The organism is Amycolatopsis circi (assembly GCF_003385235.1).
GTDB classification, from domain to species: Bacteria; Actinomycetota; Actinomycetes; order Mycobacteriales; family Pseudonocardiaceae; genus Amycolatopsis; species Amycolatopsis circi.
In genome coordinates this window covers 43,820-70,308 of sequence record NZ_PQIA01000022.1, presented here as the reverse complement: position 1 = coordinate 70,308, position 26,489 = coordinate 43,820, and the positions used below count along the sequence as shown (strand labels likewise).

At 70.4% G+C, this 26,489-nt stretch carries 27 protein-coding genes and 1 pseudogene; 14 read left to right on the top strand and 14 right to left on the bottom strand.

Features of this window, described 5'->3' with window-relative positions:
• Nucleotides 1-18: 18 nt before the first annotated feature.
• On the bottom strand, nucleotides 19-1,323 hold the full coding sequence (locus D0D37_RS12265; protein ID WP_116200630.1) for a M20/M25/M40 family metallo-hydrolase: 1,305 nt from the start codon (nucleotides 1,321-1,323) through the stop codon (nucleotides 19-21).
• Nucleotides 1,316-2,143, bottom strand: coding sequence for a M55 family metallopeptidase (locus D0D37_RS12260; protein WP_116200629.1), 828 nt, complete (start codon nucleotides 2,141-2,143; stop codon nucleotides 1,316-1,318). Before D0D37_RS12260 ends, D0D37_RS12265 begins: the two co-directional genes overlap by 8 nt.
• A gap of 188 nt (nucleotides 2,144-2,331) precedes the next feature.
• Here D0D37_RS12260 and D0D37_RS12255 point away from each other — a divergent pair, with 188 nt between their 5' ends.
• The 5 genes from D0D37_RS12255 to mptB all read left to right on the top strand — a co-directional run bounded on the left by D0D37_RS12255 (nucleotide 2,332) and on the right by mptB (nucleotide 9,548).
• Nucleotides 2,332-4,107, top strand: coding sequence for an ABC transporter substrate-binding protein (locus D0D37_RS12255; protein ID WP_116200641.1), 1,776 nt, complete (start codon nucleotides 2,332-2,334; stop codon nucleotides 4,105-4,107).
• A 208-nt stretch (nucleotides 4,108-4,315) separates the two neighbouring features.
• Complete coding sequence (locus D0D37_RS12245; protein WP_116200627.1) at nucleotides 4,316-5,344, top strand: ABC transporter permease; 1,029 nt, start codon at nucleotides 4,316-4,318, stop codon at nucleotides 5,342-5,344.
• Nucleotides 5,341-6,261, top strand: coding sequence for an ABC transporter permease (locus D0D37_RS12240; protein ID WP_116200626.1), 921 nt, complete (start codon nucleotides 5,341-5,343; stop codon nucleotides 6,259-6,261). Before D0D37_RS12245 ends, D0D37_RS12240 begins: the two co-directional genes overlap by 4 nt.
• Complete coding sequence (nikE, locus tag D0D37_RS12235) at nucleotides 6,258-7,910, top strand: nickel ABC transporter ATP-binding protein NikE (RefSeq protein ID WP_116200625.1); 1,653 nt, start codon at nucleotides 6,258-6,260, stop codon at nucleotides 7,908-7,910. The genes D0D37_RS12240 and nikE overlap by 4 nt, the downstream gene beginning before the upstream one ends.
• Before the next feature lie 90 nt (nucleotides 7,911-8,000).
• Nucleotides 8,001-9,548 (top strand): polyprenol phosphomannose-dependent alpha 1,6 mannosyltransferase MptB, encoded by a 1,548-nt coding sequence (gene mptB / locus D0D37_RS12230; RefSeq protein ID WP_116200624.1) that lies wholly within the window; start codon nucleotides 8,001-8,003, stop codon nucleotides 9,546-9,548.
• Between the two features lie 41 nt (nucleotides 9,549-9,589).
• On the opposite strand, the gene D0D37_RS12225 is transcribed toward mptB, so the two are convergent.
• The 3 genes from D0D37_RS12225 to D0D37_RS12215 all read right to left on the bottom strand — a co-directional run bounded on the left by D0D37_RS12225 (nucleotide 9,590) and on the right by D0D37_RS12215 (nucleotide 11,974).
• Nucleotides 9,590-10,399, bottom strand: a complete 810-nt coding sequence (locus tag D0D37_RS12225) for a hypothetical protein (RefSeq protein WP_116200623.1) — start codon at nucleotides 10,397-10,399, stop codon at nucleotides 9,590-9,592.
• 103 nt (nucleotides 10,400-10,502) lie between these two features.
• Nucleotides 10,503-11,108 (bottom strand): short chain dehydrogenase, encoded by a 606-nt coding sequence (locus D0D37_RS12220; RefSeq protein WP_116200622.1) that lies wholly within the window; start codon nucleotides 11,106-11,108, stop codon nucleotides 10,503-10,505.
• On the bottom strand, nucleotides 11,105-11,974 hold the full coding sequence (locus D0D37_RS12215) for a helix-turn-helix transcriptional regulator (RefSeq protein WP_116200621.1): 870 nt from the start codon (nucleotides 11,972-11,974) through the stop codon (nucleotides 11,105-11,107). Before D0D37_RS12215 ends, D0D37_RS12220 begins: the two co-directional genes overlap by 4 nt.
• A gap of 173 nt (nucleotides 11,975-12,147) precedes the next feature.
• On the opposite strand from D0D37_RS12215, the gene D0D37_RS12210 reads away from it, so the two are divergent.
• Nucleotides 12,148-12,627 carry a nuclear transport factor 2 family protein gene (locus D0D37_RS12210; RefSeq protein WP_162834182.1) on the top strand — a complete coding sequence of 160 codons (480 nt, stop codon included), beginning with the start codon at nucleotides 12,148-12,150 and terminating at the stop codon, nucleotides 12,625-12,627.
• Nucleotides 12,628-12,640: 13 nt separating this feature from the next.
• Here D0D37_RS12210 and D0D37_RS12205 read toward each other — a convergent pair whose 3' ends face one another.
• The 7 genes from D0D37_RS12205 to D0D37_RS12175 all read right to left on the bottom strand — a co-directional run bounded on the left by D0D37_RS12205 (nucleotide 12,641) and on the right by D0D37_RS12175 (nucleotide 18,261).
• Nucleotides 12,641-13,357 carry a hypothetical protein gene (locus D0D37_RS12205; protein WP_116200619.1) on the bottom strand — a complete coding sequence of 239 codons (717 nt, stop codon included), beginning with the start codon at nucleotides 13,355-13,357 and terminating at the stop codon, nucleotides 12,641-12,643.
• 36 nt (nucleotides 13,358-13,393) lie between these two features.
• Nucleotides 13,394-13,582 carry a hypothetical protein gene (locus D0D37_RS12200; protein WP_116200618.1) on the bottom strand — a complete coding sequence of 63 codons (189 nt, stop codon included), beginning with the start codon at nucleotides 13,580-13,582 and terminating at the stop codon, nucleotides 13,394-13,396.
• Between the two features lie 2 nt (nucleotides 13,583-13,584).
• Entirely contained in the window at nucleotides 13,585-14,262 is a 678-nt protein-coding gene (locus tag D0D37_RS12195) for a hypothetical protein (RefSeq protein WP_162834181.1), read from the bottom strand.
• A gap of 85 nt (nucleotides 14,263-14,347) precedes the next feature.
• Nucleotides 14,348-14,974, bottom strand: coding sequence for a hypothetical protein (locus tag D0D37_RS12190; RefSeq protein WP_162834180.1), 627 nt, complete (start codon nucleotides 14,972-14,974; stop codon nucleotides 14,348-14,350).
• Between the two features lie 31 nt (nucleotides 14,975-15,005).
• A complete protein-coding gene (locus tag D0D37_RS12185; protein WP_116200615.1) occupies nucleotides 15,006-15,419 on the bottom strand; it encodes a TIGR03668 family PPOX class F420-dependent oxidoreductase in 414 nt (137 codons plus the stop codon).
• Nucleotides 15,420-15,424: 5 nt separating this feature from the next.
• Nucleotides 15,425-16,324: a S66 peptidase family protein gene (locus D0D37_RS12180; RefSeq protein ID WP_116200614.1), complete on the bottom strand. Its 900-nt coding sequence runs from the start codon at nucleotides 16,322-16,324 to the stop codon at nucleotides 15,425-15,427.
• On the bottom strand, nucleotides 16,321-18,261 hold the full coding sequence (locus D0D37_RS12175; RefSeq protein WP_116200613.1) for a S9 family peptidase: 1,941 nt from the start codon (nucleotides 18,259-18,261) through the stop codon (nucleotides 16,321-16,323). The genes D0D37_RS12180 and D0D37_RS12175 overlap by 4 nt, the downstream gene beginning before the upstream one ends.
• A 130-nt stretch (nucleotides 18,262-18,391) precedes the next feature.
• On the opposite strand from D0D37_RS12175, the gene D0D37_RS12170 reads away from it, so the two are divergent.
• The 6 genes from D0D37_RS12170 (at nucleotide 18,392) to D0D37_RS12145 (ending at nucleotide 23,569) form a co-directional block, all read left to right on the top strand.
• Entirely contained in the window at nucleotides 18,392-18,967 is a 576-nt protein-coding gene (locus tag D0D37_RS12170) for a DUF3090 domain-containing protein (RefSeq protein ID WP_116200612.1), read from the top strand.
• 8 nt (nucleotides 18,968-18,975) lie between these two features.
• A complete protein-coding gene (locus D0D37_RS12165; RefSeq protein WP_116200611.1) occupies nucleotides 18,976-19,785 on the top strand; it encodes an SCO1664 family protein in 810 nt (269 codons plus the stop codon).
• An 11-nt stretch (nucleotides 19,786-19,796) separates the two neighbouring features.
• Nucleotides 19,797-20,675 (top strand): phosphotransferase, encoded by an 879-nt coding sequence (locus tag D0D37_RS12160; RefSeq protein WP_116200640.1) that lies wholly within the window; start codon nucleotides 19,797-19,799, stop codon nucleotides 20,673-20,675.
• Nucleotides 20,676-20,778: 103 nt separating this feature from the next.
• On the top strand, nucleotides 20,779-21,585 hold the full coding sequence (locus tag D0D37_RS12155; RefSeq protein ID WP_116200610.1) for a DUF3097 domain-containing protein: 807 nt from the start codon (nucleotides 20,779-20,781) through the stop codon (nucleotides 21,583-21,585).
• A gap of 92 nt (nucleotides 21,586-21,677) precedes the next feature.
• Entirely contained in the window at nucleotides 21,678-22,112 is a 435-nt protein-coding gene (locus tag D0D37_RS12150; RefSeq protein WP_116200609.1) for an NfeD family protein, read from the top strand.
• 116 nt (nucleotides 22,113-22,228) lie between these two features.
• A complete protein-coding gene (locus tag D0D37_RS12145; RefSeq protein ID WP_425266930.1) occupies nucleotides 22,229-23,569 on the top strand; it encodes an SPFH domain-containing protein in 1,341 nt (446 codons plus the stop codon).
• A gap of 124 nt (nucleotides 23,570-23,693) precedes the next feature.
• Here D0D37_RS12145 and D0D37_RS12140 read toward each other — a convergent pair whose 3' ends face one another.
• Entirely contained in the window at nucleotides 23,694-25,037 is a 1,344-nt protein-coding gene (locus tag D0D37_RS12140; protein ID WP_116200608.1) for an MFS transporter, read from the bottom strand.
• 166 nt (nucleotides 25,038-25,203) lie between these two features.
• On the opposite strand from D0D37_RS12140, the gene D0D37_RS12135 reads away from it, so the two are divergent.
• Nucleotides 25,204-25,773, top strand: a complete 570-nt coding sequence (locus D0D37_RS12135) for a TetR/AcrR family transcriptional regulator (RefSeq protein WP_116200607.1) — start codon at nucleotides 25,204-25,206, stop codon at nucleotides 25,771-25,773.
• 255 nt (nucleotides 25,774-26,028) lie between these two features.
• Here D0D37_RS12135 and D0D37_RS48805 read toward each other — a convergent pair.
• A pseudogene (locus D0D37_RS48805) lies at nucleotides 26,029-26,244 on the bottom strand (DUF5937 family protein); the annotation flags it as partial.
• Here D0D37_RS48805 and D0D37_RS12125 point away from each other — a divergent pair.
• A complete protein-coding gene (locus D0D37_RS12125; RefSeq protein ID WP_208719914.1) occupies nucleotides 26,147-26,485 on the top strand; it encodes a hypothetical protein in 339 nt (112 codons plus the stop codon). The pseudogene D0D37_RS48805 and the gene D0D37_RS12125 overlap by 98 nt on opposite strands.
• The last annotated feature ends 4 nt before the right edge of the window (nucleotides 26,486-26,489 follow it).

Below are 26,489 nucleotides of genomic sequence, written 5' to 3'. Positions count from 1 at the left end.
TCAACACTCACGAGCACCTCAGCAGTCCTGGAGGAACCGCGTCAGGACCCGCGTGCCGAACCGCAGCCCGTCCACCGGCACCCGCTCGTCCACGCCGTGCGCCATCGCCCGGTACGGGAAGCCTTCCGGCAGCGCCAGGGGAGCGAAGCCGTAACACGCCATTCCCAGCTGCGTGAACGCCTTCGCGTCCGTCCCGCCGCCCATGCAATACGGCACCACGACCGCTTCCGGGTCCTCCGCCCGCAACGCCTCGGCCATCGCGTCGAACCACGGCGAATCCACCGGAGCCTGCACTGGCGGCTGATGCGCCACGAATTCCCGCGTGACTCCCTCGCCCAGCAACGAATCCACCACCGCGAACAGCTCGTCCTCGGTCCCCGGCAGCACCCGGACGTCGACCTGCGCGGTAGCGGTCGACGGGATCACGTTCACCTTGTACCCGGCGTCGAGCATCGTCGGCGTGGTGCTGTTGCGCACCGTTGGCACCACCAGCGACCCGGCCGTCCCCAGCCGCGCCACGGTTTCGTCGACCGCGTCGCCCGAAGAGAGATCCACCGGCACGCCCAAAGCCGCACCGGTCCGCTCCAGGAACGCGCGCACGGTCGGCGTCAGCTGCACCGGCCACCGGTGGTCCGCGATCCGCTGCAACGCACCGACCAGCCGCACGACCGCGTTCTCCGAGTTCGGCCGCGACCCGTGCCCGGCGCGCCCGTGCGCGGTGAGCCGAAGGTGCGCGGTCCCGCGCTCAGCGGTGCCGACCGGGTACAGCCGCACTTTCCGGCCGTCCGCGGCGGGCACGTGATAGCTGTACCCGCCGGATTCGCTGATCGCCGCCGCGCAGCCCTCGAACAGGTCCGCGTGCTCCTTGACCAGCCAGTGCGCGCCGTAGTCGCCGCGGTCCTCCTCGTCGGCCACGAACGCCAGCACGAGATCCCGCCGCGGCCGCAGCCCGGACGCGACGGCGGCCAGCACCATCGCGCAGAAATCCTTCATGTCGACCGCGCCCCGGCCCCACAGGAACCCGTCCCGCACCTCGCCGGAAAACGGCGGTACAGACCAATCGGCGGCCGCCGCGGGCACCACGTCCAGATGCCCCTGCACGAGCAGCGCCGGCAGCGTCGGATCGGTGCCCGGAATCCGCGCGACAACATTCGACCGCTGGAGTTCGGGCTCCAGAATGCGCGACGGAACCCCGTGCCGGTCAAGGAATTCGGCGACGTACTCGGCGGCGAGGCGTTCGCCCGCGGCCTCCCCGTCGCCCCAGTTGGTGGTGTCGAACCGGATCAGGTCCGCACACAGCGAAACAACGTCGACCTCAGCCATAAATGCCCTGCACCGCCCCTGCCGCGATGGCCGTGACCACCTTGAACGCCTTCATCGCCTCGGTCATGCTCGGAGCCTCGAACGCCACCCGCCGCGTCCCGGTCTGCTCCACGGTCGGGATCACCGCGGTCGCCTGCGCGAGATGGCTCGCGTCGAACTCGACCTCGATCCGGTGCCGCCCCGGCGTCCGCTCGGTCCGCCCGGCCAGCGCCATCGACTCCCGCGCGCCGGTTTCCAGCAGCTTCGCCGTGCGCGCCGGCGGCAGGCAGATCGCCGCGTACCGGCTCACGCATTCCTTGACCTGCACCAGTTCCGCGTCCGGCGCGTAGTCGCGCGCGTCCTCGCAGGTCTGGTCGTCGCCGCTGACCAGCAGCACCGGCACGCCGTACTCGGCCGCCATCGCCGCGTTCAGCCTGCCCTCGCTCGCCGGCACGTCGTCCAGCCACACGCCGGTGATCTGGTTTTCCAGGTATGTATGCGACAGGACGCCGTCGAACCCGGCCCCGGCGTGGTAGCCGAGGAACACCACACCGTCCACACCGGAATCGACGCCCTGCATCATCGACAGCGGCTTGTGCCGCCCGGTCAGCATCCGCGCGCGTTCGTCGAGGTCTTCCAGCAGCAGGTTGCGCTGCGACGAGTGCGCCTCGTTGACGAGCACGTCGGTCGCGCCCGCCGCGTACAGGCCGGCCAGCACCGCGTTGACGTCGCCGGTGAACATGCCCCGGAACCGCTGCCACTGCGGGCTCCCGGGCACGACGTCGTCGGTCCAGGTGACCCCCGTGGCGCCTTCCATGTCGGCCGAGATCAGGATCCGCATGCCGGGCACTCTAGTGATCCGCGCCGCGACCATAACGATCGGACACGCAGCGGCGCCGTCACATATTGCGCGCTTCCCGCGGTATGTGGTTACTTTTCGTCTCTGGGGTCGGGGATTGACGATGGGGTGGTTCTCAAGTGCGAAATAAGCAGACGCGGCACGGGTTGCGGCGCGTTTTCGGTGTCGTGATGGCAGGAACGCTGGCGATTCTGCCGCTGGCGGGCACGGCGACCGCGCAACAGCAGGCGCAGCCGAAGGTGCTGCGGGTCGCGTTGACCACTGGTATCGACCACTTGAACCCGTTCACCGCCGGGCTCGCCGCGTCGACCCAGGTCGGCCGGTTCATCTACGAATTCCTGACGATCCCGTCGCAGGACAAGGCCGAGGCCGCGCCGGCGCTCGCCGAATCGTGGACGACGTCGCCGGACAAGCTGACCTGGACGTTCAAGATCCGCAAGGGCGCGAAGTGGTCCGACGGGCAGCCGGTCACCGCGAAGGACGCCGCGTTCACCTTCAACCGGATGCTCACCGACTCCACCGCGCGCACCGCGAACGGCAACTACGTCGCGAGCTTCGAGTCGGTCGCCGCGCCGGACGACGCCACGCTGGTGATCAAGACCAAGACCGTGCAGTCGTCGATGGACCTGCTCGACGTCCCGATCGTGCCCGAGCACGTCTGGTCGCAGATCAAGGACCTGAGCGATCCGAAGACCGACACCATCCCGGTCGTCGGCGTCGACGACGGGCCGTACCAGATCACCGAGTACAAGCAGAACGAATACGTCAAATTCAAGGCCAACAAGAACTACTGGCGCGGCGCGCCCAAGGTCGACGAGCTGCAGCTGTTGGTGTTCAAGGACGTCGAGGCCGCGGTGAACGCCCTCAAACAGGGCGAGGTCGACGTGATCAACCGGCTCACCCCGACCCAGTTCGACGCGCTCAAGAACCAGCCGAACATCGCGCTGAACAAGGCGCCCGGCCGCCGCTACAACGAAATCAACCTCAACTTCGGCGTCGAGAACTCGGAGAACAAGCCGATCGGCAACGGCAACCCGGTGCTCAAGGACATCCGGGTGCGCCAGGCGATCGCGCAGTCGATCGACATCAAGACGATCGTGGACAAGGTCGCCGGCGGCTACGCCCAGCCCGGCGGCGGCGTGATCCCGCCGATCTACTCGGCCTACCACTGGGATCCGGCGCCAGGGGAGGCGCGCAAGTTCGACCTCGCCGCGGCGAACGCCGCGCTCGACGCGGCCGGCTACCCGAAGGGCCAGGACGGCATCCGCACCGCACCCGGCGGCGCGCGCCTCGAACTGCGCCTCACCGGCCACGCGAACCGCGCGCCCGACCAGCGCCTCGCCCAGTACGTCACCGGCTGGCTGCACGACATCGGCATCTCGGTGAAGCAGGAACTGGTCTCCGACGACGAGCTGAACGACCGCACCAACGCGGGCAACTACGACCTCGCGATCTCCGGCTACGCGAACAACCCGGACCCGGACTACTCGCTGGCCCTGCACACCTGCGCCGCGCGGCCGAACGCCCAGGGCAAGGGCGGCACCACCGACACGTTCTTCTGCGACCCGCAATACGACGCGCTCTACGCCAAGCAGCTCGCCGAAACCGACCCGGGCGTCCGCGCGGGCTACGTGAAGCAGGCTCAGGCGCGGCTCTACAGCCAGGCCGTGAACGTCGTCTACGACTACGACAACGCGCTCGAGGCCTACCGTTCCGACAAGTTCTCCTCGTTCGGCAAGCAGCCGCAGCCCGAGGGCTCGATCCTCGAGCAGACCGGCTACTGGGGCGTCTACGGCGCGGTCCCGGCCGACGCTTCGGCCGCTTCGTCGGACAGCGGCTCCGGCCCGACCGTGTGGATCGTCGTCGGCGCGGTGGTGCTCATCGTGCTCGTGGGCGGCGGCATCGCGCTGTCCCGCCGCGGCAAAACCGCCGACGACCGGGAGTGAACCCGATGCTGTGCCAGTCGCCCGCTCCCGCGCGCGAGTCCGACGTGTTCGTGAGGGGAACCCTGAGGGACTCAGAGTCCCTCAGGGTTCCCCTCACGGACGACACATCCCGCACGCAGCGCCGCCTCAAGTCCCTGGCGTCGGCGCGCGAGTCCGTGAGGGGCCCCTTCACGGACCGCCGGACGAGCCCTCGGAGGGGGAACCGCGGGTGAGCCAAGCGATAGCGCCCGACCAGGCCTCGGTGCTCGCCGACCCCGACGAGCGCCGAGGCGGGACCGGGACCCTCCGGTTCGTCCTCGCCAAGATCTCCGAGGCGGTCGCCAGCGTCTTCCTGGTGATCGTCCTCGGGTTCTTCCTCTTCCGGCTGCTGCCCGGCGACCCGGTCGCGTTCATGGCCCGCGAACGCCCCACCGACCCCGGCCAGATCGCCGAGCTGCGCGAGCGGCTCGGCATCGACAAGCCCGTCCTCGCGCAGTTCGGGAACTACTTCGTCGGGCTGTTCCAAGGCGACTTCGGCGATTCCTACATCGAACGCCGCCCGGTGCTGGACATGGTCGGCGAACGGCTCTGGCCGACCGTGCTGCTCGTCGGCAGCGCGACCGTCCTGGCCGTCGCGCTCGGGCTGTGGCTCGGCATCCGCGCGGCGTGGAAACGCGACAGCTTCTTCGACCGCGCGCAGACCGGGATCGCGCTGACCTTCTGGTCGGTCCCGCAGTTCTGGCTCGGCCTGCTGCTGCTCGTCGCCACCAACGGCCTGTTCCCCAGCCGCGGCATGCACTCGCCCGACGCCGGGCCCGGCTTCTTCGCGCAGGGCCTCGACGTGCTGCACCACCTGATCCTGCCGTGCCTGACCCTGCTCGCGGTGTTCTACGCGCAGTACATGCTGGTGATGCGCTCGTCCCTGCTCGGCGAAATGAACGCCGACTACCTCACCACCGCCCGCGCGAAAGGCCTGCGCGACGACCTCGTCCGGCGACGGCACGCGGTCCCGAACGCGCTGCTGCCCACCGTGACGCTGGTCTTCATGCAGTTCGGCTCGGTCGTCGCCGGCGCGGTCACCGTCGAAGCGGTGTTCAGCTGGCCCGGGCTCGGCCAGCTCACCTACGACGCGCTGCACGGCCCGGACCTGCCGGTGCTGCAAGGGGTTTTCATCGTCCTCGCCAGCGCCGTCGTCCTGATGAACCTGTTCGCGGAGCTGCTCTACCGCGTGCTCGACCCGAGGGTGCGTACCGCATGACCGCCGCGACCGGAACCACCGCCGAAAGCCCCCGCGCGATCGCGTGGCGCCGCCGCCGCGCCGGAATCGCCCGCACCTGGCACGAGTTCGCCACCCAGAAAGCCGCGCTCGCCGGGCTTTTCCTGCTCGTGCTCACCGTCGTGCTCGCCTTGCTGCTGCCGCTGATCAGCGACCAGAGCGGCCTCGACGTCACCCGCGTCACCGGAAAACCGCTCAGCCCGCCCGACAGCCAGTTCTGGCTCGGCACCGACATCGACGGCCGCTCGGTGCTGCTGATGACGGTGTGGGGCACCAGGATCTCGCTGCTCGTCGGGTTCTGCGCGACCGCGCTGAGCGTGTTCATCGGCACCCTGATCGGCATCACCGCCGCGCACTTCGGCGGCTGGGTGTCGACGATCCTGTTGCGGTTCACCGACTTCTTCCTCGTGCTGCCCTCGCTGGTGCTGGCGATCGCGCTGGCGGCCGTGCTCCCGCAAGGGATCTGGACCATCGTGCTCGCCATCGGCGTCACCGCCTGGCCGAGCACCGCCCGGCTGGTCCGCGCCCAGACGCTCACCATCGAAAGCCGCCCCTACATCGAACGCGCCCGCGCGCTCGGCGGCGGCCACCTGCACGTGGTCTCCAAGCACGTGCTGCCCGGCGTCGCCCCGCTCGTGCTCGCCAACACCACCCTCGTGGTCGGCAACGCGGTGATCGCCGACGCCACCCTCTCCTTCCTCGGCGTCGGCGACCCCACCTCGATCTCCTGGGGCGCGATGCTGGAAACCGCCCTCAACAACGGCGCGGTCACCCGCGGCGCCTGGTGGAACCTGCTCCCGCCGGGCATCGCGATCGTGCTCGTCGTGCTGATGTTCACCCTCGTCGGCCGCGGACTCGAAACCGTGCTGAACCCGCGGCTCAAAGGACGGCACTCGTGACCGCGCTGCTCGAACTGAAAAACCTCGGCGTCACCTACCGCACCGGCGGCGGCGACGTCCCCGCGGTCCGCGGCGTCGACCTCCGCCTCGACGCGGGCGGCACGCTCGGCGTCGCGGGGGAGTCCGGGTCCGGCAAATCCACCGTCGCGATGAGCGTGCTCCGGCTCCTGCCGCGCAGCGCGAAGATCACCGGCGAGATCCTGCTCGATGGCGAAGACGTCAGCGACATGCGCTGGGGACGGCTGCGCGCGGTCCGCTGGGCCGAGGCGTCGGTGGTGTTCCAGGGCGCGATGCACGCGCTCAACCCGGTCCGCCGCGTCGGCGAGCAGATCGCCGAACCGATCCGGCTGCACACGCCGGAAGCCAAGGCGCAGTCCGAAGCCCAGGTGCAGGCGCGGGTCACCGAACTGCTCGAACAGGTCGACTTGCCGCGCTCGCGGGCGGGCGCGTACCCGCACGAGCTGTCCGGCGGCCAGAAACAGCGCGTGATGATCGCGATGGCGCTGGCCTGCGAACCGCGGCTGGTGATCGCCGACGAACCCACCACCGCGCTCGACGTCATCGTCCAGGCCCAGGTGCTGTCCGTGCTGTCGAAACTCGTCGCCGAACGCGGCATCGGGCTGATCATGATCAGCCACGACCTGTCCGTGCTCGCCGCGACTTGCGAACGCATCGCGGTCATGTACGACGGCGAAGTCGTCGAGGAACGCCCCAGCGCCGAGCTGATGTCCTCGCCGCGGCACGAACACAGCCGCGCCCTCGCCGCGGCCTTCCCGACCGTCGGCGACCCCGTCTCGCGCTACGCCCCGGCCACCGCGACACCGCTGCCGCCGGAACCGGAGGAACGCGCCGGACCGGACGAGCAGCCGCTGCTCGCCGCCGAGAACCTGCACGTCGCGTTCCGCGACCGCAAGGGCAAGCGGATCCACGCGGTCAACGGGGTGAACCTGCAGGTCCGCCGGGACGAGATCGTCGCGCTGGTCGGCCAGTCCGGCTCCGGCAAGACCACCCTCGCCCGCACGCTGCTCGGCCTGCAGAAGGCCGACTCCGGCGCGGTCCGCTACGGCGGCAAGCCAGTGCCCGCCAGCGGAGCCGGGCTGCGCGCGTACCGGCGGGAAGTCCAGCTCGTGCTCCAGGACCCCACGAGCGCGCTGAACCCGGCCCACACGGTGTACGAGGCGGTCGCCGAAGGCCCCCGGATCCACGGTCTGCCGAACGAACGCGACGTCGTGCTCAAAGCGCTCGAATCCGCCGAACTGCGCCCGCCGGAGAAATACCTCGACCGGCTCCCGCACGAGCTGTCCGGCGGCCAGCGCCAGCGCGTCGTCATCGCCGGAGCGCTCGCGCTCGAACCGTCGCTGCTGCTCGCCGACGAACCGGTGGCCTCGCTGGACGCGTCGGTGCGCGGGGAAATCCTCGCGCTGCTGCTCCGGCTGCGCCGCCAGCTCGGCCTCTCCGCGCTCGTCATCACCCACGACCTCGGACTGGCCTGGAACATCGCCGACCGGGTCGCGGTGATGTACCGCGGCGAACTCGTCGAGACCGGTACCGTCGAACAGGTCCTGCTCGACCCGCAGCACGAGTACACGAAGTCCCTGCTCGCGGCGCTCCCCGGGGGCACCGCGCAGCGCAGTGCGGCCGAGGCCTGACCGCAGTCCGCTCCGGGCGCGCGCCGAACGGGGCGCGCCCGGAGCCAGTGCGGGGCGGGCCGACTGCACCCGGTAATCTTCTGGATCGAAATGGCCACCACTACCGACAACGCGCAGCCGAACGCCGGCAGTCTCGACCGGCGGTTCCTGACGCCTTCGCGCTTCCCCTACCGGACCATCGCCATGGGCACGGTCGGAAGCGCCCTCCTCATGCTCGCCGCGCTCGGCGCCGGCGGCATCCTCATCCGCGACCCCGTCCTCGGCCACGGCCCCCTCTCGTGGGTCCGCTACGGCCACGGGCGCGCGCTCGCCAACGCGCTGCTCTACAGCGGCTTCGGCCTCGTCGTGTGGGCGTGGGTCCGGCTCGGCCGCTACGCGCTCGCCGGGCGCATCGGCAGCAAGCCGATCCTGATCGCCGCGCTGTGCTGGATGGCGCCGCTGATCGTGTCGCCGCCGCTGTTCACCCGCGACGTCTTCTCCTACCTCGGCCAGGGCGCGCAGCTGCTCTACGGGCTCGACCCGTACGCCAACGGCCCCGCCGAGCTGCCCGTGCTGCCGAACGTCGTGCAGAACGTGCACCCGCTGTGGCAGACCACGCCCGCCCCCTACGGGCCGCTGTTCCTGCTGATCTCCAAGGGCATCGTCGCGATCACCCAGGACCACATGATCGCCGGCGTCATCCTCACCCGGCTCGTCCTGCTCGTCGGGCTCGGCATGACGCTGTGGGCGCTGCCCCGGCTCGTCAAGCACCTCGGCGGGAAGCTCCCGGTCGCGCTGTGGGTCGCGGTCGCCAGCCCGATGATGGTCATCCACCTCTTCGGCGGCCCGCACAACGACCTGATGATGCTCGGCTTCCTCACCATCGGGATGCTCGCCGCGCTCGAGCGCAGACACGTCGTCGCGGTCGTGCTCGTCACCATCGGCATGCTGATCAAGCCGACCGCCGCCGTCGCGCTGCCGTTCATGGTCTGGATGTGGGCCGCGGACATGGCCGGCCCGTCGAAGACGAAGAACTTCTTCAAGGCCGGAGCCGCGGCGGTCGGGCTGTTCCTGCCGGTGTTCGTCGTCGGCACCTGGGTCTCGCTCGGCTCGCTCAACCTCGGCTGGTGGTCCGGCCTCAAAGCCCCGCAGCTCATCACCAACTGGCTGAACTTCCCCAGCGGCATCGGCGAGGCGGTCTACAACCTCGTCCACCTCATCGCCAACGTCCAGCCCTCGCCGTTCGTCACTGTCGCCCGCGCCATCGCGATGGTCGGCCTCGTCGTGTTCGGCGTCCGCCAGTGGTGGCTCGCCCGCGGCGGCGGCAAGGAGGCCGTCTACCGCGCCGCGATCACGCTGCTGGCCGTCGCGATCCTCATGCCGCCGACCCTGCCGTGGTATCTCACCTGGGGCTTCGTGCTGATCTCCGCGTTCCCGTGGGAACGGCGGAACCTGTCCGCGATCGTGGCGATCTCGGTCTTCGTGACTCTCGTGTACTACCCGACGGGGGAGCAGGCGCTCTACGACTGGTGGTTCATCGCGATCGTCGTCGTGGTCAGCCTCTACGCCGCCGCGTCCCTGCTGCGCCCCGACCCGCTCGGGCTCGTCGCCGCGTGGCGGAAGAAGCCCAAGGACGAGGACTTCCTCCCGGAGTCGTGAGTGTTGGCGCCGGTTAGAACCGGCGCCAACACTCACGACGACTACTTGCGGTCCGCGCGGTAGTTCCGGAACAGCAGGTACGTGTCGAGAATGTCCGACTGCGCGCTCTCCACCGAACGGTAAATGCCCCACTTCGGCCGCACGTAGTCGCCCTGATCCGGCAGCTTCACCCCGGTCTTGCTGCCCTGCGCGGCGATCGGCGCCCCCGCACCCGCGTCGCTGCGGATCACGCACGCCGCCGCGCCCGCGTCGCCCGGCGTGAGCGTCCACTCGACCGTGATCCACTTGTCCCGCAATGGAGCCAGCTTCGCCGCCGCGATCGACGGCGAGCCCGGATTCGCGTACGCGCGCGCGGAAATCATCTCCACGCCGCCGTCCCGGACCAGATCGAGCGTCACCCACGGACCGTCGTTCGTCGCCGGGGTCTTCGTCTGGAAAATGTGCGTGAACCGGCTCGTCCCGTGCAGGCTCGCCGGGATGAACATCTCGTACGACAGCGTCCACGTCTCGCCGTCGCGCATCTTCAGCGCGGAACCGTTCTGCACCATGCCCTTCGTCTCGGTCCGCTGCCGCTCGCCGCCGCCCGTGGTGTCGCGGTCGTCGCGCCAGATATTGAAGCGGTAGTGATTTCCTTCGACCACCACGTACTTCCGGTCCGGATGCAGACCGCCTCGATCAGCCTCGACGCCCTCGAACGCCTTCAGCCCGTCCTTCACCGGGTCGGGATGCCACAACGGGCTCGCGGCAATGGCGCAGCGAGCCAGCGGACCGGCCAGGACCGGGAGGGCGAGCGCCGACACGACGATCGTGCGCAGCGCCGTCCGGCGCGGGAAACCAGGGGAATCCGGCATGGCGGAGTGTCCTTTCCGACCAGGAACGAAAGGGGCACATCGGCCGGCGGCGTCGTACATCCGATGTCTGGTGGGTCAAAGGTAAGAGCCTTGCCGAACGCGGTCAAGCGTAGGCGCGGACGACGGTGCCGGTGATGTCGCTTTCGACGCAGTTCAGGTAGTGCCGCACCAATTCGTCCATCGGAACCGGGCGCATCCCCGGGAAAAACTCGCTGAACGCGTCCGCCGAATCGCCGATCAACGTCGGGCTCACCGCGTTGACCCGCATCCCGCGCGGCAGCTCGATCGCCGCCGACAGCACGAAACTGTGCAGCGCACCGCTGATCACCCCGCCGCCGGTCACCTGCGGCCACGCTTCGTCGGCGAAAATCCCGGACGTCAGCGTGAATGACGCCCCGTCCGCCGCGTGATGCTGCCCTTGGAGGACGAGTTCGACCTGACCGTAGAACTTGGCGCGCATGTTCTCGTGCAGCTCCGCGGAGGTGAGCGTCGCGAAGTCGTCCAACGCACCATGCGCGGCGATGCTCACGACCGCGTCCACCGCGCCGACCTCGCGGTACATCGCCGCGATCGTCTCCGGCTCGGCCAGATCGACGCGCACCTCGCCGGACGTCCGCCCGGCCACGACGACCTCGTGCCCCCGCGACCGCAGCTTCGGCACCAGCCGCCGCCCGATCGTCCCGGCACCGCCGACCACAAGAATCCTCACCGAACGTTCTCCTTCACCAGGGGTTCGGCGAAACTCTGAGCCAGCAACGCGAGCGCGTCGCCGTCCGCCGTGCCGGGCAGCGCGTAGAACAGGCCGAGCTGCTGATCGTCGTCGGGCAGCGCGACGGTCTCGTTCGCGAGCGTCAGACGTCCGACCACTGGATGGTCCAGTTCGCGCACGTAGTACGAACAGGTCCGGACCGGCCGCTTCGCCCACATCCGCGCGAACTCCGGGCTCTCCACCGCCAGCCGCCCGACGAGCTGCTCCAGCACCGGATCGTCCCGATGCCGCGCGACCGCCTGATGCAACGCCGCGACGGTGACCGACGCTTTGTCCGCCCAATCCCGGTACAGCGCGCGATGATGCGGGTCGAGGAACAGCATCCGCGCGATGTTCGGACGGATCCGCTCGTCCGGCGCCTCGAACCCGACGTGCCCGGCCAGCAGGGCGTGCCCAAGCCGGTTCCAGGCAAGGACGTCGGCCCGGTGATCGACCACCACCGCGGGCATCGCGGACATCGCCGCGAGCAAATCCCGCACCGCAGGCCTGAGTTTCGTCCTTCGGGCCCGCGGACGAGCCGCTCGCCGAGGCGCGGCGAGATTCCGCAGATGCTCGTGCTCAGCCGAATCCAGCCGCAACGCCGTGGCCAGCGCGTCGATCACCGCGCCCGACGCACTGCTGCTGGCTCCCTGTTCGAGCCGGGTGTAGTAGCTGACGCTGACCCCGGCCAGCTCGGCCAGTTCCTCCCGGCGCAGCCCGGGAACCGCTCGCCGGGTCCCGCCAGGAACGATTCCCGCGGCCTCCGGCGTCAACCGCCCGCGACGGCTGCGCAGGAAACCGCCGAGTTCGTTGCTTCCGTTGCTCACCAGGCCATCCTGGCGCGCCGCCGAACCCGCCGCCTGCCCCTGACCGGGATACCCCGCCGGGTCGGCACATCTTGCCGCGACGCGGTCCGCGCCCGGAATGTGCACAGCACGATGTCACGCCAGGGCCGCCCGGAACGATGAACCGAGACAGCGGAACCCCGAGGGAGAAGCCGGTGCCGGAAGCGAATCAGCACGAACTCGACGCCTTGCTCGCCACGTCCCGCATCATCCGCACCTTCAACAGCTACTACCGCGCGGTCGACGAACGGCAGTTCGACCTGCCGCGTTTCCACCGCATTTTCGCCCCGGACGGCAAAATCGTGCGCCCCAACGGCGCCGAGATAACCGGACCGGCCGACATCGCGGACAGCCACGCCCGCAGCTTCGCCCGCTTCGAGGCAAGCCAGCACCTGCTGACCGGCCACGACGTCGAAATCGACGGCGCCACCGCTGTGGTGCGCGCCAATCTCGTCGCGATCCACCTGTGGAAAGACCGCCCGGTCACCGTGCGCATGGAGGACCGCGCATTCACCGCGGGCGGCGTCGTCACCGCGGGCCTGCGACAGGCCGGGAACGGCTGGCGCATCACCGAAGTCCGCACCCGGATCCTGTGGCGGACGGGCTATTTCGGGGACCTGGCGCAGACCCGCTGACTCGACGTGCTTCTCAGCCCTGGTCGAACGCCGCGGCGAACGTCGGAACCAGCCGCTTCAATTCGGCCTGCTGCGCCGCCATGCTCACCTGGCCCGCTCGGTCGTCGGTGGTCGTGACGGCGAGGACGCGGTTGCCGCGGGCGAGGACCAGGACACAGCTCGCGACATGAGCCTCCGCGAACTGCCCGCAGAACCCGAGTTGCGGATCAGCGACGCCAGGGACCGAGAACCGGGTCTTCACCGTCAGCTCGGAGTCCTCGGGCAGTCCTTTGCCGTGCGAGGAGAAGCGGGTCACGAACGCGAGGTCATGGTCTCCGGACGCCGTTTTCCCGCAGCCGAGCGCCTTGTCCAGGCCGGAGACGACCTGCTCGCCGGTATAGCCCTCGTACTCGGCGAGCCGTTGCCGGATCCACAGCGCGTCCTTCGTGGAGTACGCCTGCGCGCCGTTCCGCACTGCGGCATCCCAGGGCTGGTCGGCACCGCACGCCCGCACGATGCGCAACGGCGTGTTCGGGCCGACGACATACGGCAGGCGATCCCGGCCCGTGGCGAGACCGGCCTTCGTCAGCTCGTCTCCGCTCGGCAGGTACTTCGTGAGATCTTTGGCGACGAGCGGCGCCGCGGAACTTGGCGGCGAAGCGGAACTCGGTGCCGGAGCTGCGGCCGGAGTCTGCGCAGCACAACCCGCGACCAGCAGGACAAGACCGGTCACCACAAGCGCGATACGCATGATGCTCCTCATTTCAGTTCCGCGTACTGCGGATGATCAGCGCTTGAGAGCGCGGTACCGGTTGATCAGCGCGGTGACAGTCGCGTGGTCCGCACGGTTGTTGAGCGCGGCGACCAGATCGTCCGGGCAGAGCTGACAGCGATCGCCCCACCAGCGGCGGGAACGGTTGTCCCAGATCTGGTATCCGCCGGGCACGCCCCGGGCCACGTAGCGCCGTTTCGCCACCGTCAGTCCTGGTCGAACGCCGCGGCGAACGTCGGAGCGAGGCGCTTCAATTCGGCTTGCTGTTCCGTCATGTTCGCGCGCCAGCCGACGGAGGTGATGGCGAGGGCGCGGTCGCCGTGGGCGAGCACCAGCACGCAAGCGGCCACGCGGACCGACCCGAACTGGCCGCAGAACCCGAGCTGCGGGTCAGCGACGCCGGGGACCGAAAACCGCGTCTTCACGGCGAGCGACTCGTCCTCGACCACGACTTTCCCGCAGTCGAGCGCCTTGCCGAGGCCGGAGACCACCTGCTCGCCGGAGTAATCCCGATACTCGGCCAGAAGCTGCCGGACCTGGACCGTGTCCGTCACCGAGATCGCCTGCGCACCGTTCTGCACGGCGGCATCCCAGGGCTGGTCGGCACCGCACGCCCGCACGATCCGCAACGGCGTGTTCGAGCTGACGACATACGGCAGCCGATCCTGCTGACGCCGGGCACCAGCCGAGGCGAGCTGTTCCTCGCTGGGCAAGTACTTGGTGAGATCCTTCGCGACCGGAGCCGCCGAAGCCGAGGGCGACGGCGAAGGCGCTGCCGAACTCGACGGCGGCGCGGAACTCGGCACCGGAGCCGCCGCCGGAGTCTCGGCCGCACATCCCGCGACCAGCAGCACAAGACCGGTCACCGCCAGCGAAACACGCATGATCCACCCCATTTCGGGAGAAAGATCGCCAGACTCCGGTCCAGCGTTACGAGCCCGCCCCACCCCGCACAGCCGCCGGGACAGGTCAGTCCTGGTCGAACACCGCGACGAACGCCGGAGCCAGCCGCTTCAGCTCGGTTTGCTGTTCCGCCGCGCCCGTGGTCGTGCTGTCGGTCCGGATCGCGAGCACCCGGTCGCCGTGCGCGAACACCCAGGCGCAACTGGACAGCCCCGCCTCCCGGAACCGGCGGCAGAATCCGAGCTGCGGATCGGCAACGCCGAGGACGGAGAACCGCGGCGGCGCCCCGAGTTCGCGATCGTGGGCAGCCGCATCGCCGCAGTTCAGTGCCTTGTCCACAGTGGAGAGCAGCTGTTCGCCGGAATAGCCTTCGTACTCGGCTGCCAGCTGCCAGACGGACAATTCCCCGGCGACCGCAGTCGCCTGTACGTTGCTCCGCAGTGCAGAGTCCCAAGGTCGCTTGCCCTCGCACGGCGGCACGACGTGCAACGGATTGATCCACCCGACGGCAAAGGAAGCGGGAGCCTGTTTCTGCTTGGCCCCCGCGTCGCTCAACTGCTTTTCGTTCGGCAAATACTTGATGAGATCCTTGGGCGCCGAGGAAGCCGCCGACGTCGAACTTCCGTCCGCGCAACCCGCGAGCAGGACAAGCCCTGCCGTCGCGAGCACGGCGCCCAAGATCCCCCTCCGCACGCCGGGAAGATCGTCACGCCCGGACCGCACGTTACGAACCCGCCCAACCCCGCCAGGTCCGCACCTCGGTCACGACCACTGCATGTTCCGGCGGCCGCTCCGCGTACTGCGGGTACTTCTCCGCCAACCATCCGACATACGAGTCCCGCGAAGGATCAGCGACCACCCGCGCCGCCCCGTCCGCGCGAGCCCACCACAACCGCGACCAGTCCTCGTCGTATTCGTCGACCAGGAACGACACCGCCGGGTTCTCCGCGATGTTCGCCAGCCGCCGCAATGACGTCGTGGTCTTCGGTTTGTGGTCGACCGCGAAGACGACCGTGTCGGCGCGCACCGCGAACGTCACCGGCACCAGATGCGGGACCCCGCGACTGTCCGCTGTGGCGAGCCGAGCCACCCGCGCCGCGGCGAACCGGGCCCGGGTTTCCACAGTGGACAGTCGCATCCGGCTCAGTCCAGCGCGGGGGAGTCGAGGGTGAGGGTGCCCAGTTCGGTGTCGAGCGAGGCCGAAACCCCCAGCGGCAGCGTCGGCGACCCCGCCACGTGCCCGAAGCCGAACCCGCTCAGCACCGGAACCCCGAGCGGCGACAACCGTTCCGCCAGCAGTGCGCGGACCTCCGCCGGGTCGCCGCACGCGGCCCACGAGCCCAGCACGATCCCGCGAACGCCGTCCAGCCAGCCGGAACGCAGCAGCTGCGTCACCATCCGGTCGATCCGGTACGGGCTCTCGGTCACGTCCTCCAGCAGCACGATCCCGCCGCGCGCGGACCCCTGCTCCGCCGTGCCGACACCGGACGCCAGCAGCGACAGGTTCCCGCCCACCAGCACGCCCAGCGCACGACCGGGCGCCACCACGTCCGGCTCCCGCGCCCGCAGCACCCGCGTGTGGTCCGGCTCGAACAACGTCCGCCGCAAGTGCTCCGACGCGGCTTCGTCGAACAGGACGCTCGCCGGCATCGGCGACAGCAGCGTGGCGAGGTCCAGATGCGTGTGCACGGCCCGGTGCAGCGCGGTCACGTCGCTCGACCCGGCCAGCACCTTCGGCCCGGCAGCCCGCAACGCCGCCCAGTCCACCAGGTCGATCATCCGCTGCGTCCCGTAGCCGCCGCGCGCCGCGAGCACGCACTGGACTTCCGGGTCCAGCCACGCCTCGGTGAACTCCGCCGCCCGCGCCCGGTCCGGCGCGGACAGGTAGGACTGCCCCGAAGCCCGCACCCCGGCGCCGACCCGCACCTTCACCCCCCAGTCGCGCAGCACCGGCAGCGCGGCGTCCAGCAGATCCTGCGGCACCGGTCCGGACGGCGCGACGAGCGCGACCGTGTCCCCGGCGGAGAGTCTGGCGGGCCTCACCGGGACAGCTCCAGCCGCGGCACGTCCGGCGTCTCGAAGCCGAACACCTGGCCGTAGAAGGAAAGTTCCGCCTCCAGCGCGGCGACGATCGTCTCCGCCTTCCGGAACCCGTGCTGCTCGCCCTCGAACCGCAGGTACGCGTGCGGGATCCCGGTGCCGTCGATTTCGGAGACGAACCGGTCCGCCTGCTCCGGCGGGCAGATCTCGTCCTCCAGGCCCTGCAGGAACAGCACCGGCCCGGCCAGCGAGCCCACGTGCGTCATCGGCGAGCGCTCCCGGTACCGGTCGGCGGTTTCCGGATACGGGCCGACCATGCTGACCAGGTACTGCGACTCGAAGTCGTGCGTTTCGCCGCCCTCGCCGGTCCAGCCGGCGAAGTCGAGGATCGGGAACTTCACCGTCGCCGCCGCGTAGGTGCGGGTCATCGTGATCGACGCGGCCGAGGTGAACCCGCCCGCGCTGCCGCCGCGGATGCCCAGCCGGGCCCGGTCGGCGATCCCTTCCGCGACCAGAGCTTCGGCGACCGCCGCGCAGTCGCGCACGTCCACCACGCCCCACTGCTCCCGCAGCCGCTCCCGGAACGCTCGCCCGTAGCCGGTGGAGCCGCCGTAGTTCACCGCGACGACGCCGATGCCGCGGCTGGTGAAGTACGCGAAGTCCAGGTCGAGCGATTCGTCGCTGTGCCCGGTCGGCCCGCCGTGCACGTGCACCACATACGGCGGCAGTTCGCCTTCCGGCGCAACGAAGTCCGGGTTCGTCGGCGGGAACACGTATGCCGGGATCTCCGCGCCGTCCGGTCCGGTGAAGACGCGCTCCTGCGGCACCGGCAGGTACTCCGCGGGCGGCAGCGAGGCAGGCTGCGGCGTCAGGGCGCGCCACTTCCCGGTGTCCGGGTCAAGCACCACGACCGCGCTCTCGTGCCGGGGCCCGCCCGCGATCCCGGCGATCCCGTCCTCGGTCGCGACCAGCCCGCTCGAAGACCACACGGTCAGCTCGGTGTCGACGCGCGTGACCGAACCGTCGCTCTCGTCGAGAATCGCCGGCTTGCCCGAGTTGAGCACCGCGTGCTTCCCGCCGCCCAGCGGGGCGAACCAGCTGGTGCCGAGCTTCCACATCGGCCCGCCCAGCTCGCGCTCCGCCGGCGCGAGGTTGACCGCCGAACCGTCGAGCCCGACGCGGTGCAGGTTCCACCAGCCGTCCGGGTCGGCGAGCACGAGCAGTTGCTCCGCGGACTCCCACGCCACCTGGCACACCGCGACCTCCGGCCCGCCCGCGAGCACGCGCGCTTCCCCGAACGACCCGTCGGCCGCGACCGGCGCGACGAACAGCTCGGTCCCGTCCCACGGCATCGCCGGGTGATCCCAGGCGATCCACGCGGCGTGCGCGCCGTCCGGCGACAGCTGCGGCGCGGTGAAGAACCGGTGCCCTTCGACCAGCACCCGTTCGGCGGAGCCGTCCAGCGGAATCGCGACCAGTTCGCGGGAGATGTCGGTGCGCCGCGGCCCGGTGCTGCGCTCGCGGACGGCCCACACCTCGCCCGCGCGGCCGGGCCGGAGGTCGCCGTACCGGACGCCTTGCGGCGTGGCCGGTTCCGGCGTCAGCGCGACGACCTCGCCGTCTGTGCCGTTCTTGAACGCGTACACCCGCTGATCGGCCCAATGCGTGAAGACCACGACGCCGTCGACCGCGAGCCACGGCCGTCCGCCGTACTCGTGCACCCGGTTCCGGACGTTCCACGGCGCGGGCAGCACGTCCTCGACGCCGCCGCCGGGAAGCGCGCGCACGAGCGCGACGCGACCGCCTTCGGCAGGCCGCGCCTCCGCCCACCAGAGCGCGCCGTCGACCGCGGCGAGCCATTGCGCGCCGCCGCCGGCGGCCGCTGCGTCGGCCGCCGTGACGGGAGAGGTCCAGGTTCCATGAGGAGAGATGCGAGGCACCCGGAAAGCCTAACGAGGATCCGCTGTGTGTCCGGATCCGCACGCACCGCGCAGGAATCGCGCGCGAACTTCCCGCAACCCGGGGCGGCGGATGCCGATCATGCGTGCGTGGCCTAGGGTCGAAGACGCTATGTCACGCGTAATCCACGTCTTCCGCAAGCCCGACCGGTTCGTGGCCGGCACGGTCGGCGAGCCCGGCGACCGCACCTTCTACCTCCAGGCGACGGAGGACGTGCGGACGATCAGCGTCACCATCGAAAAACAGCAGGTCGTCGTCCTCGCGGAGCGGCTCGGCTCGCTCCTGGAGGAGGTCGCCAGCCGGTTCGGCGCCGACGTGCCCGCACAGGCCCCCGACGACGAGGTCGACGTGGAGCCGCTCGCGGTGCCCGTCGAGGAGGAGTTCCGGGTCGGCACCATGGGGCTCGGCTGGGACGCCGACTCCGGCGCGGTCGTCGTGGAACTGCTCGCGATCACCGAGGGCGAAATCGACGAGACGGTCGTGCTCGACGACACCGAGGAGGGCCCGGACGCGGTCCGCGTGTTCCTCACCCCGGTCGCCGCCCGCGCCTTCGCCGAACGCGCCGACCGGGTCGTCAACGCCGGCCGCAAGCCGTGCCCGCTGTGCGGCGAACCGCTCGACCCGGCCGGGCACATCTGCCCGCGGCAGAACGGGTACCGGCGCGACGTCGACGTGACCGAGGACTGAGGGCGCCCGTGGCGAGCACCGCGCCAGGGCCGGCCGACCCGGCCGCCCGCGACTTCGTCTCCCGCGGCCGCATCGACGTCGAGGGCAGGCTGGTCGACGCCTCCAACGTGACGCTGTTCTGCGCGATCGAACTCGACGGCGTGACCGGCCGCGTCGTGTACAAGCCGGTGTCGGGGGAGCGCCCGCTGTGGGATTTCCCGGACGGCACTCTCGCCGGGCGCGAAGTGGCCACCGCGATGATCTCCGACGCCTGCGGCCTCGGCGCGATCCCGCCCACCGTGCTGCGCGACGGCCCGTTCGGGCCGGGCATGGTGCAGCTGTGGGTCGAGACCGACGAGGACACCGAGGTCGTCGACGTCTGCGCGCCGGAGGAAGTCCCGGAAGGCTGGCGCACCGTGCTGCACGCGCACGACCGGCTCGGCGAACCGGCGGTCCTCGTCCACGCCGACCACCCGGACCTGCGCGAACTCGCGGTCCTCGACATCGTCGTCAACAACACCGACCGCAAGGGCGGACACCTGCTCGCCGGCACCGACGGCCACGTCTACGGCGTGGACCACGGCATCTGCCTGCACACCGACCCGAAGCTGCGCACCGTGCTGTGGGGCTGGATCGGCGAGGAACTGCCCGAGGACGCGGTCGAGAAACTGCGGAAACTCCGCGCGGACCTCGACGGCCGTCTCGGCGCGGAACTCGGCGAACACCTGACCGCCTTCGAGATCCGGGCGCTTTCGCAGCGCACCGACTACCTGCTCGCCGAGGCGGTGTTCCCCGAGCCCGGCGACGACTGGCGCGCGATCCCCTGGCCGCTGTTCTGATGGCGGAACTGATGGACAACGCTCTGATGGACGCCGCCGCCCGCGCCCGCCTCGTCAACCGCTTCGGCCCGGCCGCCGAAGCGTGGTGCGACGCGCTGCCCGCGCTGGCCGACCGGCTCTGCCGCCAGTGGGGCCTCACCGTGTCCGAAGCCCGGCCCGGCAACACCGGCCGCACCCTGCTCTGCCGCGACGGCGAGGGCGTGCTGAAGGTGCTCAAGCTCTGCCCGGACCGCGCGATCGCGACCGCGGAGGCCACCGCGCTGGGTTCCTGGACCGGATTGTCGCGCGTCGTCCAGATCCTGGATGCCGACCTCGACCACGGCGCGGTGCTGCTCGAAGGACTCGAACCCGGAGACGCGTTCACCGAACGCGGCGCCGACGTCCCGTGGGACCAGATCGGAGAACTGCTCGCCGACGTCCACGGCGTCCCCGTCGCGGGGCCGTTCCCGACGCAGCTCGAACGCGTCCGGTTCATGTTCGGCCTCGCCGAGCAACGCTTGACCGGTTCCCCGGCGGAAGCGCACCTGCCGCTGGACGCGCTGCGCACCGGCCTCGCCCGGTCCGAGAAACTGGCCGCCAGCGGCCCGATCGCGCTCGTCCACGGCGACCTGCATCCGGGCAACGTCCTGGACGCCGGACCGGCGCGGGGAGCGGTCGCGATCGACCCGCGCCCGTGCGTCGGCGACCCGGCCTTCGACGCGGTCGACTGGGCAGTGCTGCCGATGGCCGACGGCGCGGCCGTGGAGGACGGGATCGCCAAACTCCCGCACCTGGACGGCGACCGGGTGCGCGCGTGGTGCGTCGCGCTGGCCCCGCTGGTCGCGATGGGTCCGCTCAGCCGCGGCGGGCCGACGCCGTTCACCGACGCCGTGCTGCGGATAGGTGCCTGAGCCGTTCCCCACGGCAGGCCCGAGCCGAGAACGGCCAGCCCGGCGGCCGGTCCCCGGCGTGGCGGCGGGACGCCTCGCCGCCACGGCGATAACGTGCCCGACCGTGCGCTATCACGACGTGCTGTCCGGCCCCCGCAAGCGGAAGATCCCGGAGGTCCCCGCCGAGCCGGGCCTCGTGGTCGAAGACCCGGCCAGCGGCTACTGCGGCGCGGTGGTGAAGATCGAGTACGGCAACGTCGTCCTCGAGGACGCCAAGGGCCGCCACCGCGTGTTCCCGCTCGCGCCCGCCGCGTTCCTGCTGGAAGGCAAACCGGTCACGCTCGTGCCGGTCAAGAAGACCGCCGCCCCGGAACGGCAGGTGTCGGCGTCCGGCTCGGTCCGCGTGCAGGGCCTGCAGGCGCGGGTCGCGCGCGACTCCCGGATCTGGGTCGAGGGCAAGCACGACGCCGAACTGGTCGAACGCGTCTGGGGACACGACCTGCGCGTCGAGGGCGTCGTCGTGGAACCGCTCGACGGCGTCGACGTCCTGGCCGACCGGATCGCCGAGTTCGGCACCGGGCCCGGCCGCAGGCTCGGCGTGCTCGTCGACCACCTCGTCGCGGGCAGCAAGGAATCCCGGCTGGTCGAACAGATCCGCGACGAGCAGGTGCTGGTCACCGGCCACCCGTACGTCGACGTCTGGCAGGCGGTGAAACCGGCGTCGGTCGGCATCCGCGCCTGGCCGGAGATCCCGCGCGGCATCGAATGGAAGACCGGCATCTGCGACGCGCTCGGCTGGGGCGAACCGTACGAGGGATGGCAGCGCGTGCTCGCCGGCGTGCGCAGCTTCCGCGATCTCGAAACGCCGCTGATCGGCGCGGTCGAACGGCTCATCGACTTCGTGACCGAACCGGGCGGCGACACTCCGTAGTGTCCGGTATGCCGGAAAAATCCAAGGTCACGCGTCGGTCACGTCGAGTAGTTTGCCCGGTGCGAAAGGACGCGATCTGAGAGCATGAGGGCATGGCAGCGGCTCTGATCTGGCTGATCCTCGGCATCGTCCTGATGATCGCGGAGGTGATCTCCGGGGACTTCGTGCTGATCATGCTCGGCATCGGCGCGTTGCTCGGGGCCGGCACGGAAGCGCTCACCGGCAACATCTATCTCGACGTCGCCGTGTTCGCGGTCAGCTCGGTCGGGCTGATCGCGCTGGCGCGCCCGGCGCTCAAACGCCGCTTCCTCGCCGGATCGGGCATCCCCACCGGCATCGACGCGCTGGTCGGAGCCCGGGCCGTCGTGGTGTCCACTGTGGACTACGATGCCGGCCAGGTGAAGATCGGCGGCGAGGTGTGGTCGGCGCGCGCCGTGCACGAATCGCAGCCGCCGATCGCCCCGGGCACCAGCGTCACGGTCGTCGAGATCTCCGGCGCCACGGCCGTGGTGGACATTGTCGCGTGAGGCGCCGTCCGAGGAAAAACGGTACTAGGTAAGGGGAAACGCTCTTGTCCACAATAGCGATCGTCGTGGTCGCACTGCTGGCCCTGTTCGTCATCATCACAGTGGTCAAGGCGATCATGGTGGTGCCACAGGCCCAGTCGGCGGTGATCGAGCGGCTCGGCCGGTTCCGCACGGTCGCTTCGCCCGGCCTGACCTTCCTCGTCCCGTTCCTGGACAAGGTGCGCGCGCGGATCGACCTGCGCGAGCAGGTCGTCTCGTTCCCGCCGCAGCCGGTGATCACCGAGGACAACCTGACGGTGAACATCGACACCGTCGTGTACTTCCAGGTTACCGACTCGCGCGCCGCGGTCTACGAGATCTCCAACTACATCATCGGCGTCGAGCAGCTCACCACCACCACGCTCCGCAACGTGGTCGGCGGCATGAGCCTGGAGCAGACGCTGACCTCCCGCGACGCGATCAACACCCAGCTGCGCGGCGTGCTCGACGAGGCCACCGGCCGCTGGGGCATCCGGGTCGCCCGCGTCGAGCTGAAGGCGATCGAGCCGCCCGCCTCCATCCAGGACTCGATGGAGAAGCAGATGCGCGCCGACCGGGAGAAGCGCGCGATGATCCTCACCGCCGAAGGCCAGCGGGAATCGTCGATCAAGACGGCCGAAGGCCAGAAGCAGAGCCAGATCCTCGCCGCGGAAGGCCAGAAACAGGCCGCGATCCTCGCCGCCGAGGCGGAACGGCAGTCGCGGATCCTGCGCGCACAGGGTGAACGAGCCGCTCGCTACCTGCAGGCGCAGGGCCAGGCGAAGGCGATCGAGAAGGTGTTCGCCGCGATCAAGGCCGGCCGCCCGACGCCGGAAGTCCTCGCCTACCAGTACCTGCAGACGCTGCCGCAGATGGCGCAGGGCGACGCGAACAAGGTCTGGATGATCCCGAGCGACTACGGCAAGGCCCTCGAAGGCTTCGCCCGCGCGCTGGGGGCTCCGGGAGACGACGGCGTGTTCCGGTACGAGCCGCCGAAGGACGACACCCCGGCTCGCCCGGACCTCGACGACGAAGAGGTCGCCGGCTGGTTCGACACGAGCAGCGACCCGAAGGTCGCCGAGGCCGTCGCGGCCGCGGAAGCGGTGGCACGCAAGGAGGTCGACGGGCCGCTGGGCGCGTCGCCGGAGCGGCGGGCGATCGGCGGGGCCACGGCCAAGCCCGAGGCTCCCGCGCCGGTCCGGGAAGAGGAGCCGCCCGCTCCGCCGGAGCGGCCGCAGCCCAGCGCGCCGCCGCCCGCCCAGCAGCAACAGCAGTCGCTTCCGCAGCCCCAGCCTCCGGCGCCGCCGCAGGGCGGGCCGTACCAGGGACCGCCGCCGCAGCAGTTCGGCGGACCGCAGGGACCCGGCCCGGGAAGCGGGCCGTTCCCGCAGCAGGGCCCGTTCGGCGGACCGCAGGGCGGACCGCCGCCGCAGCGCTGATCGCTCTGAACGAAAAAGGGCTGCCGCACCTTCTCCCGGTGCGGCAGCCCTTTTTCGCGGTCCGTGAAGGGAACCCTGAGGGAATCAGAGTCCGTGAAGGTTCCCCTCACGGACGCCTGGAACGTCAGCGGGCGTAGACGCCGACGTCGTCGATGTCGGCCTTCGAACGGTCGGGCAGCGCGATCACGCACAACACGGTCACCACGACCGAGGCGACGATGTAGATCGAAATCGAGTACGGCGTGCCGGTGGTGTGCAGAAGCCAAACTGCCAGCAGGGGCGCGGGTCCGCCCGCGAACACCGACGCCAGTTGATATCCCAACCCCGCGCCGCCGTAGCGCAGATGCGTCGGAAAACTCTCGCCGATCAGGGCTGCCTGCGGGCCGTACTGCATCGAGTGCGCCACCAGGGAAACGATGATGGCCAGGAAGATCATCGCGTGACCGCTGTGGGTCAGCACCGTGAAGTACGGGAACGCGAGCACTCCGGTGAGCACCGCGCCAGTCAGGTAGACCTGTTTGCGGCCGATCCGGTCGGAGAGCTGGGAGAACAGCGGGATCAGCAGCAGTTCCGCGGCCGCGCCGACCAGGACCGCGTTGAGCACGAACGTTTTGCTGAACTCCGGTCGTTGCACCACATAGACCAGGACGTAGCTGGTGAACAGGTAGAACGGCATTTGCTCGCTGAACCGCAAACCGGCCGACAGCAGGATTTCCCGCCAGTGGTGCCGGACCACGTCCTTCACCGGGGTTTTCGAGGTGCGCTTGGCGGCGACCGCGGCGGCGAACATCGGCGTTTCCAGAATCCGCAGCCGGATCACCAGGCCGATCGCCACCAGCACCAGGCTCAGCAGGAACGGGATCCGCCAGCCCCACGAGGAGAAAGCGTCCGGGGACAGCGTCGCGGACAGCAGGGTCATCCCGCCGGTGCCGAGCACGAGTCCGACCGGGACGCCGACCTGCGCGAAACTCGCCAGCAGCCCGCGCCGGCGCTGGTCGCCCCATTCCATCGCCAGCAGCACCGATCCGCTCCACTCGCCGCCGATCGCGATGCCTTGCACCAGGCGCAGCAGCACGAGGATCAGCGGGGCCGCGACGCCGATGGTCGCCGCACCGGGCAGCAGTCCGACCACCGCCGAGGACAAGCCCATCAGCAGAAGCGTCACGATGAGCGTCGCCTTGCGGCCCAGCCGGTCGCCCCAATGGCCGAAGATCGCCGCGCCGACCGGGCGGGCCGCGAACCCGACCGCGTAGGTCGCGAACGACTGCATCACCCCGGCGTAAGCCGACGACGAGGGAAAGAACAGATGGGGAAAGACCAACGCCGCGGCGGTGTTGTAGAGGAAGAAGTCGTACCACTCGATGGTGGTGCCGATCGAACCGGCCAGAGCCGCCCGGCGTACTTGCACCCGGCGGTCGCCGGAGGAAGCTTGGACTGACTGGGTGACTTCGTTGTCGCCTAGAGTCATGGTCGTGCACCTCTCGTGACGGTCGTCACACTACAGTGTGAACGACCGGCAGAGGTTTGACGATTCCTGACGCCTGCTCCGGACGGGTAGTTTCCGGCCCTCCGGCACACCCGACCCACCTGGATCGGGCGCCGCGCGGGCAGGGCGCGCGACTACCATCACAGCCGTGACCGAGGACAAACCGCTGCGCGCCGACGCGCGGCGAAACCGCGCCAAGGTGCTCGAAGCCGCCGAGACCGTGTTCGCGGCGAAGGGCACCGGCGCGCCGACCGAGGAGGTCGCGCGCGAGGCGGGCGTCGGCATCGGCACGGTGTTCCGGCACTTCCCCACGAAAGAAGCGCTGCTGGAGGCCGTGCTCTACGCGCGGCTGCACCGGTTCGTCGACGAGGCGGACGCGGTCGTCGCGCAGAACGCCGACGATGCCGGAGCCGCGTTCTTCACCTTTCTCACCAGCTGGATCGAGATGTCCAGCGCCAAAAACGCCTACTTCGAAGCGCTCACCTCCGCGGGCGTGTGCGTCCCCAGCACGGGTTCGGTGATCGGGGAGCGGCTGCGCGAATCGCTCGGCGTGCTGTTGCGGCGCGCCCAGGACAGCGGTGCGGTGCGGCGCGACGTCACCACGACCGAGCTGATCCCGGTGATCATCGGCACCGCGAAGGCGGCCGAGCACGTCGGCTCCGATCGCGAGCTGCGCGACCGGACCATCGCGATCCTGTTCGACGGCCTCCGCACCTGAGTCAGCTAAGGACTGCGGCCAGCAGGTCCATGCCCAGCGAGGACAGCTGCCGCAACGCGAGGGAGTAACGGACGTACCGGCCTTGGCGCGAGGTGCCGGGACACCTCCGGCGCGGACAGATCCCAGTTGTGCGCGAGTTCGCTGGTGGTGTGCGGGTTGCGTGCGAACCAGGCGCAGCCGTACCGGATGCGCGAGTGCGTCGAGGCGCAGTTCGACCGTTTCCAGCGGCACCGGCGCGGCGGCGTCGGCGACCGGATACTGCACGACTGGCTGCCAGCCTGCTGCGTGGACCACGATCAGGTGCGGGCTGCCGAAAACGCAGGGATGAACGTGACGCCCTCCCGGGCGGAGGTCGCTGGCGGCTGGCGGAGTCGTGCTGGGGTTGTCGTATCTCGGGTTCCTCACCGCGACTGTGCTCGGGTCCAGTTGGGCGGGTCCGGCGATCGCCGCCGTCTCGGTGGTCTGCACCATCGGCGAGATCATCTACGCGGGCAACGCCACCACGTTCGTCATGGCCTTGGTGCCCGCGCGCCTGCTCGGCCGGGCGGTGGCCCGCTTCGAGCTGTCGACCGGTGTCGGTCTGGCGGTTTCTCCGGCGGTGCTCACCACGCTCGCTCCGCTCGGCCCGGGCGCGCTCTGGGGCGGCCTCGCCGGAGCTGCTCTGCTGTACGCGGGCGCCGTCGCAGAGGTGGGGGAGCCGGGCCTAAACTGAGGCA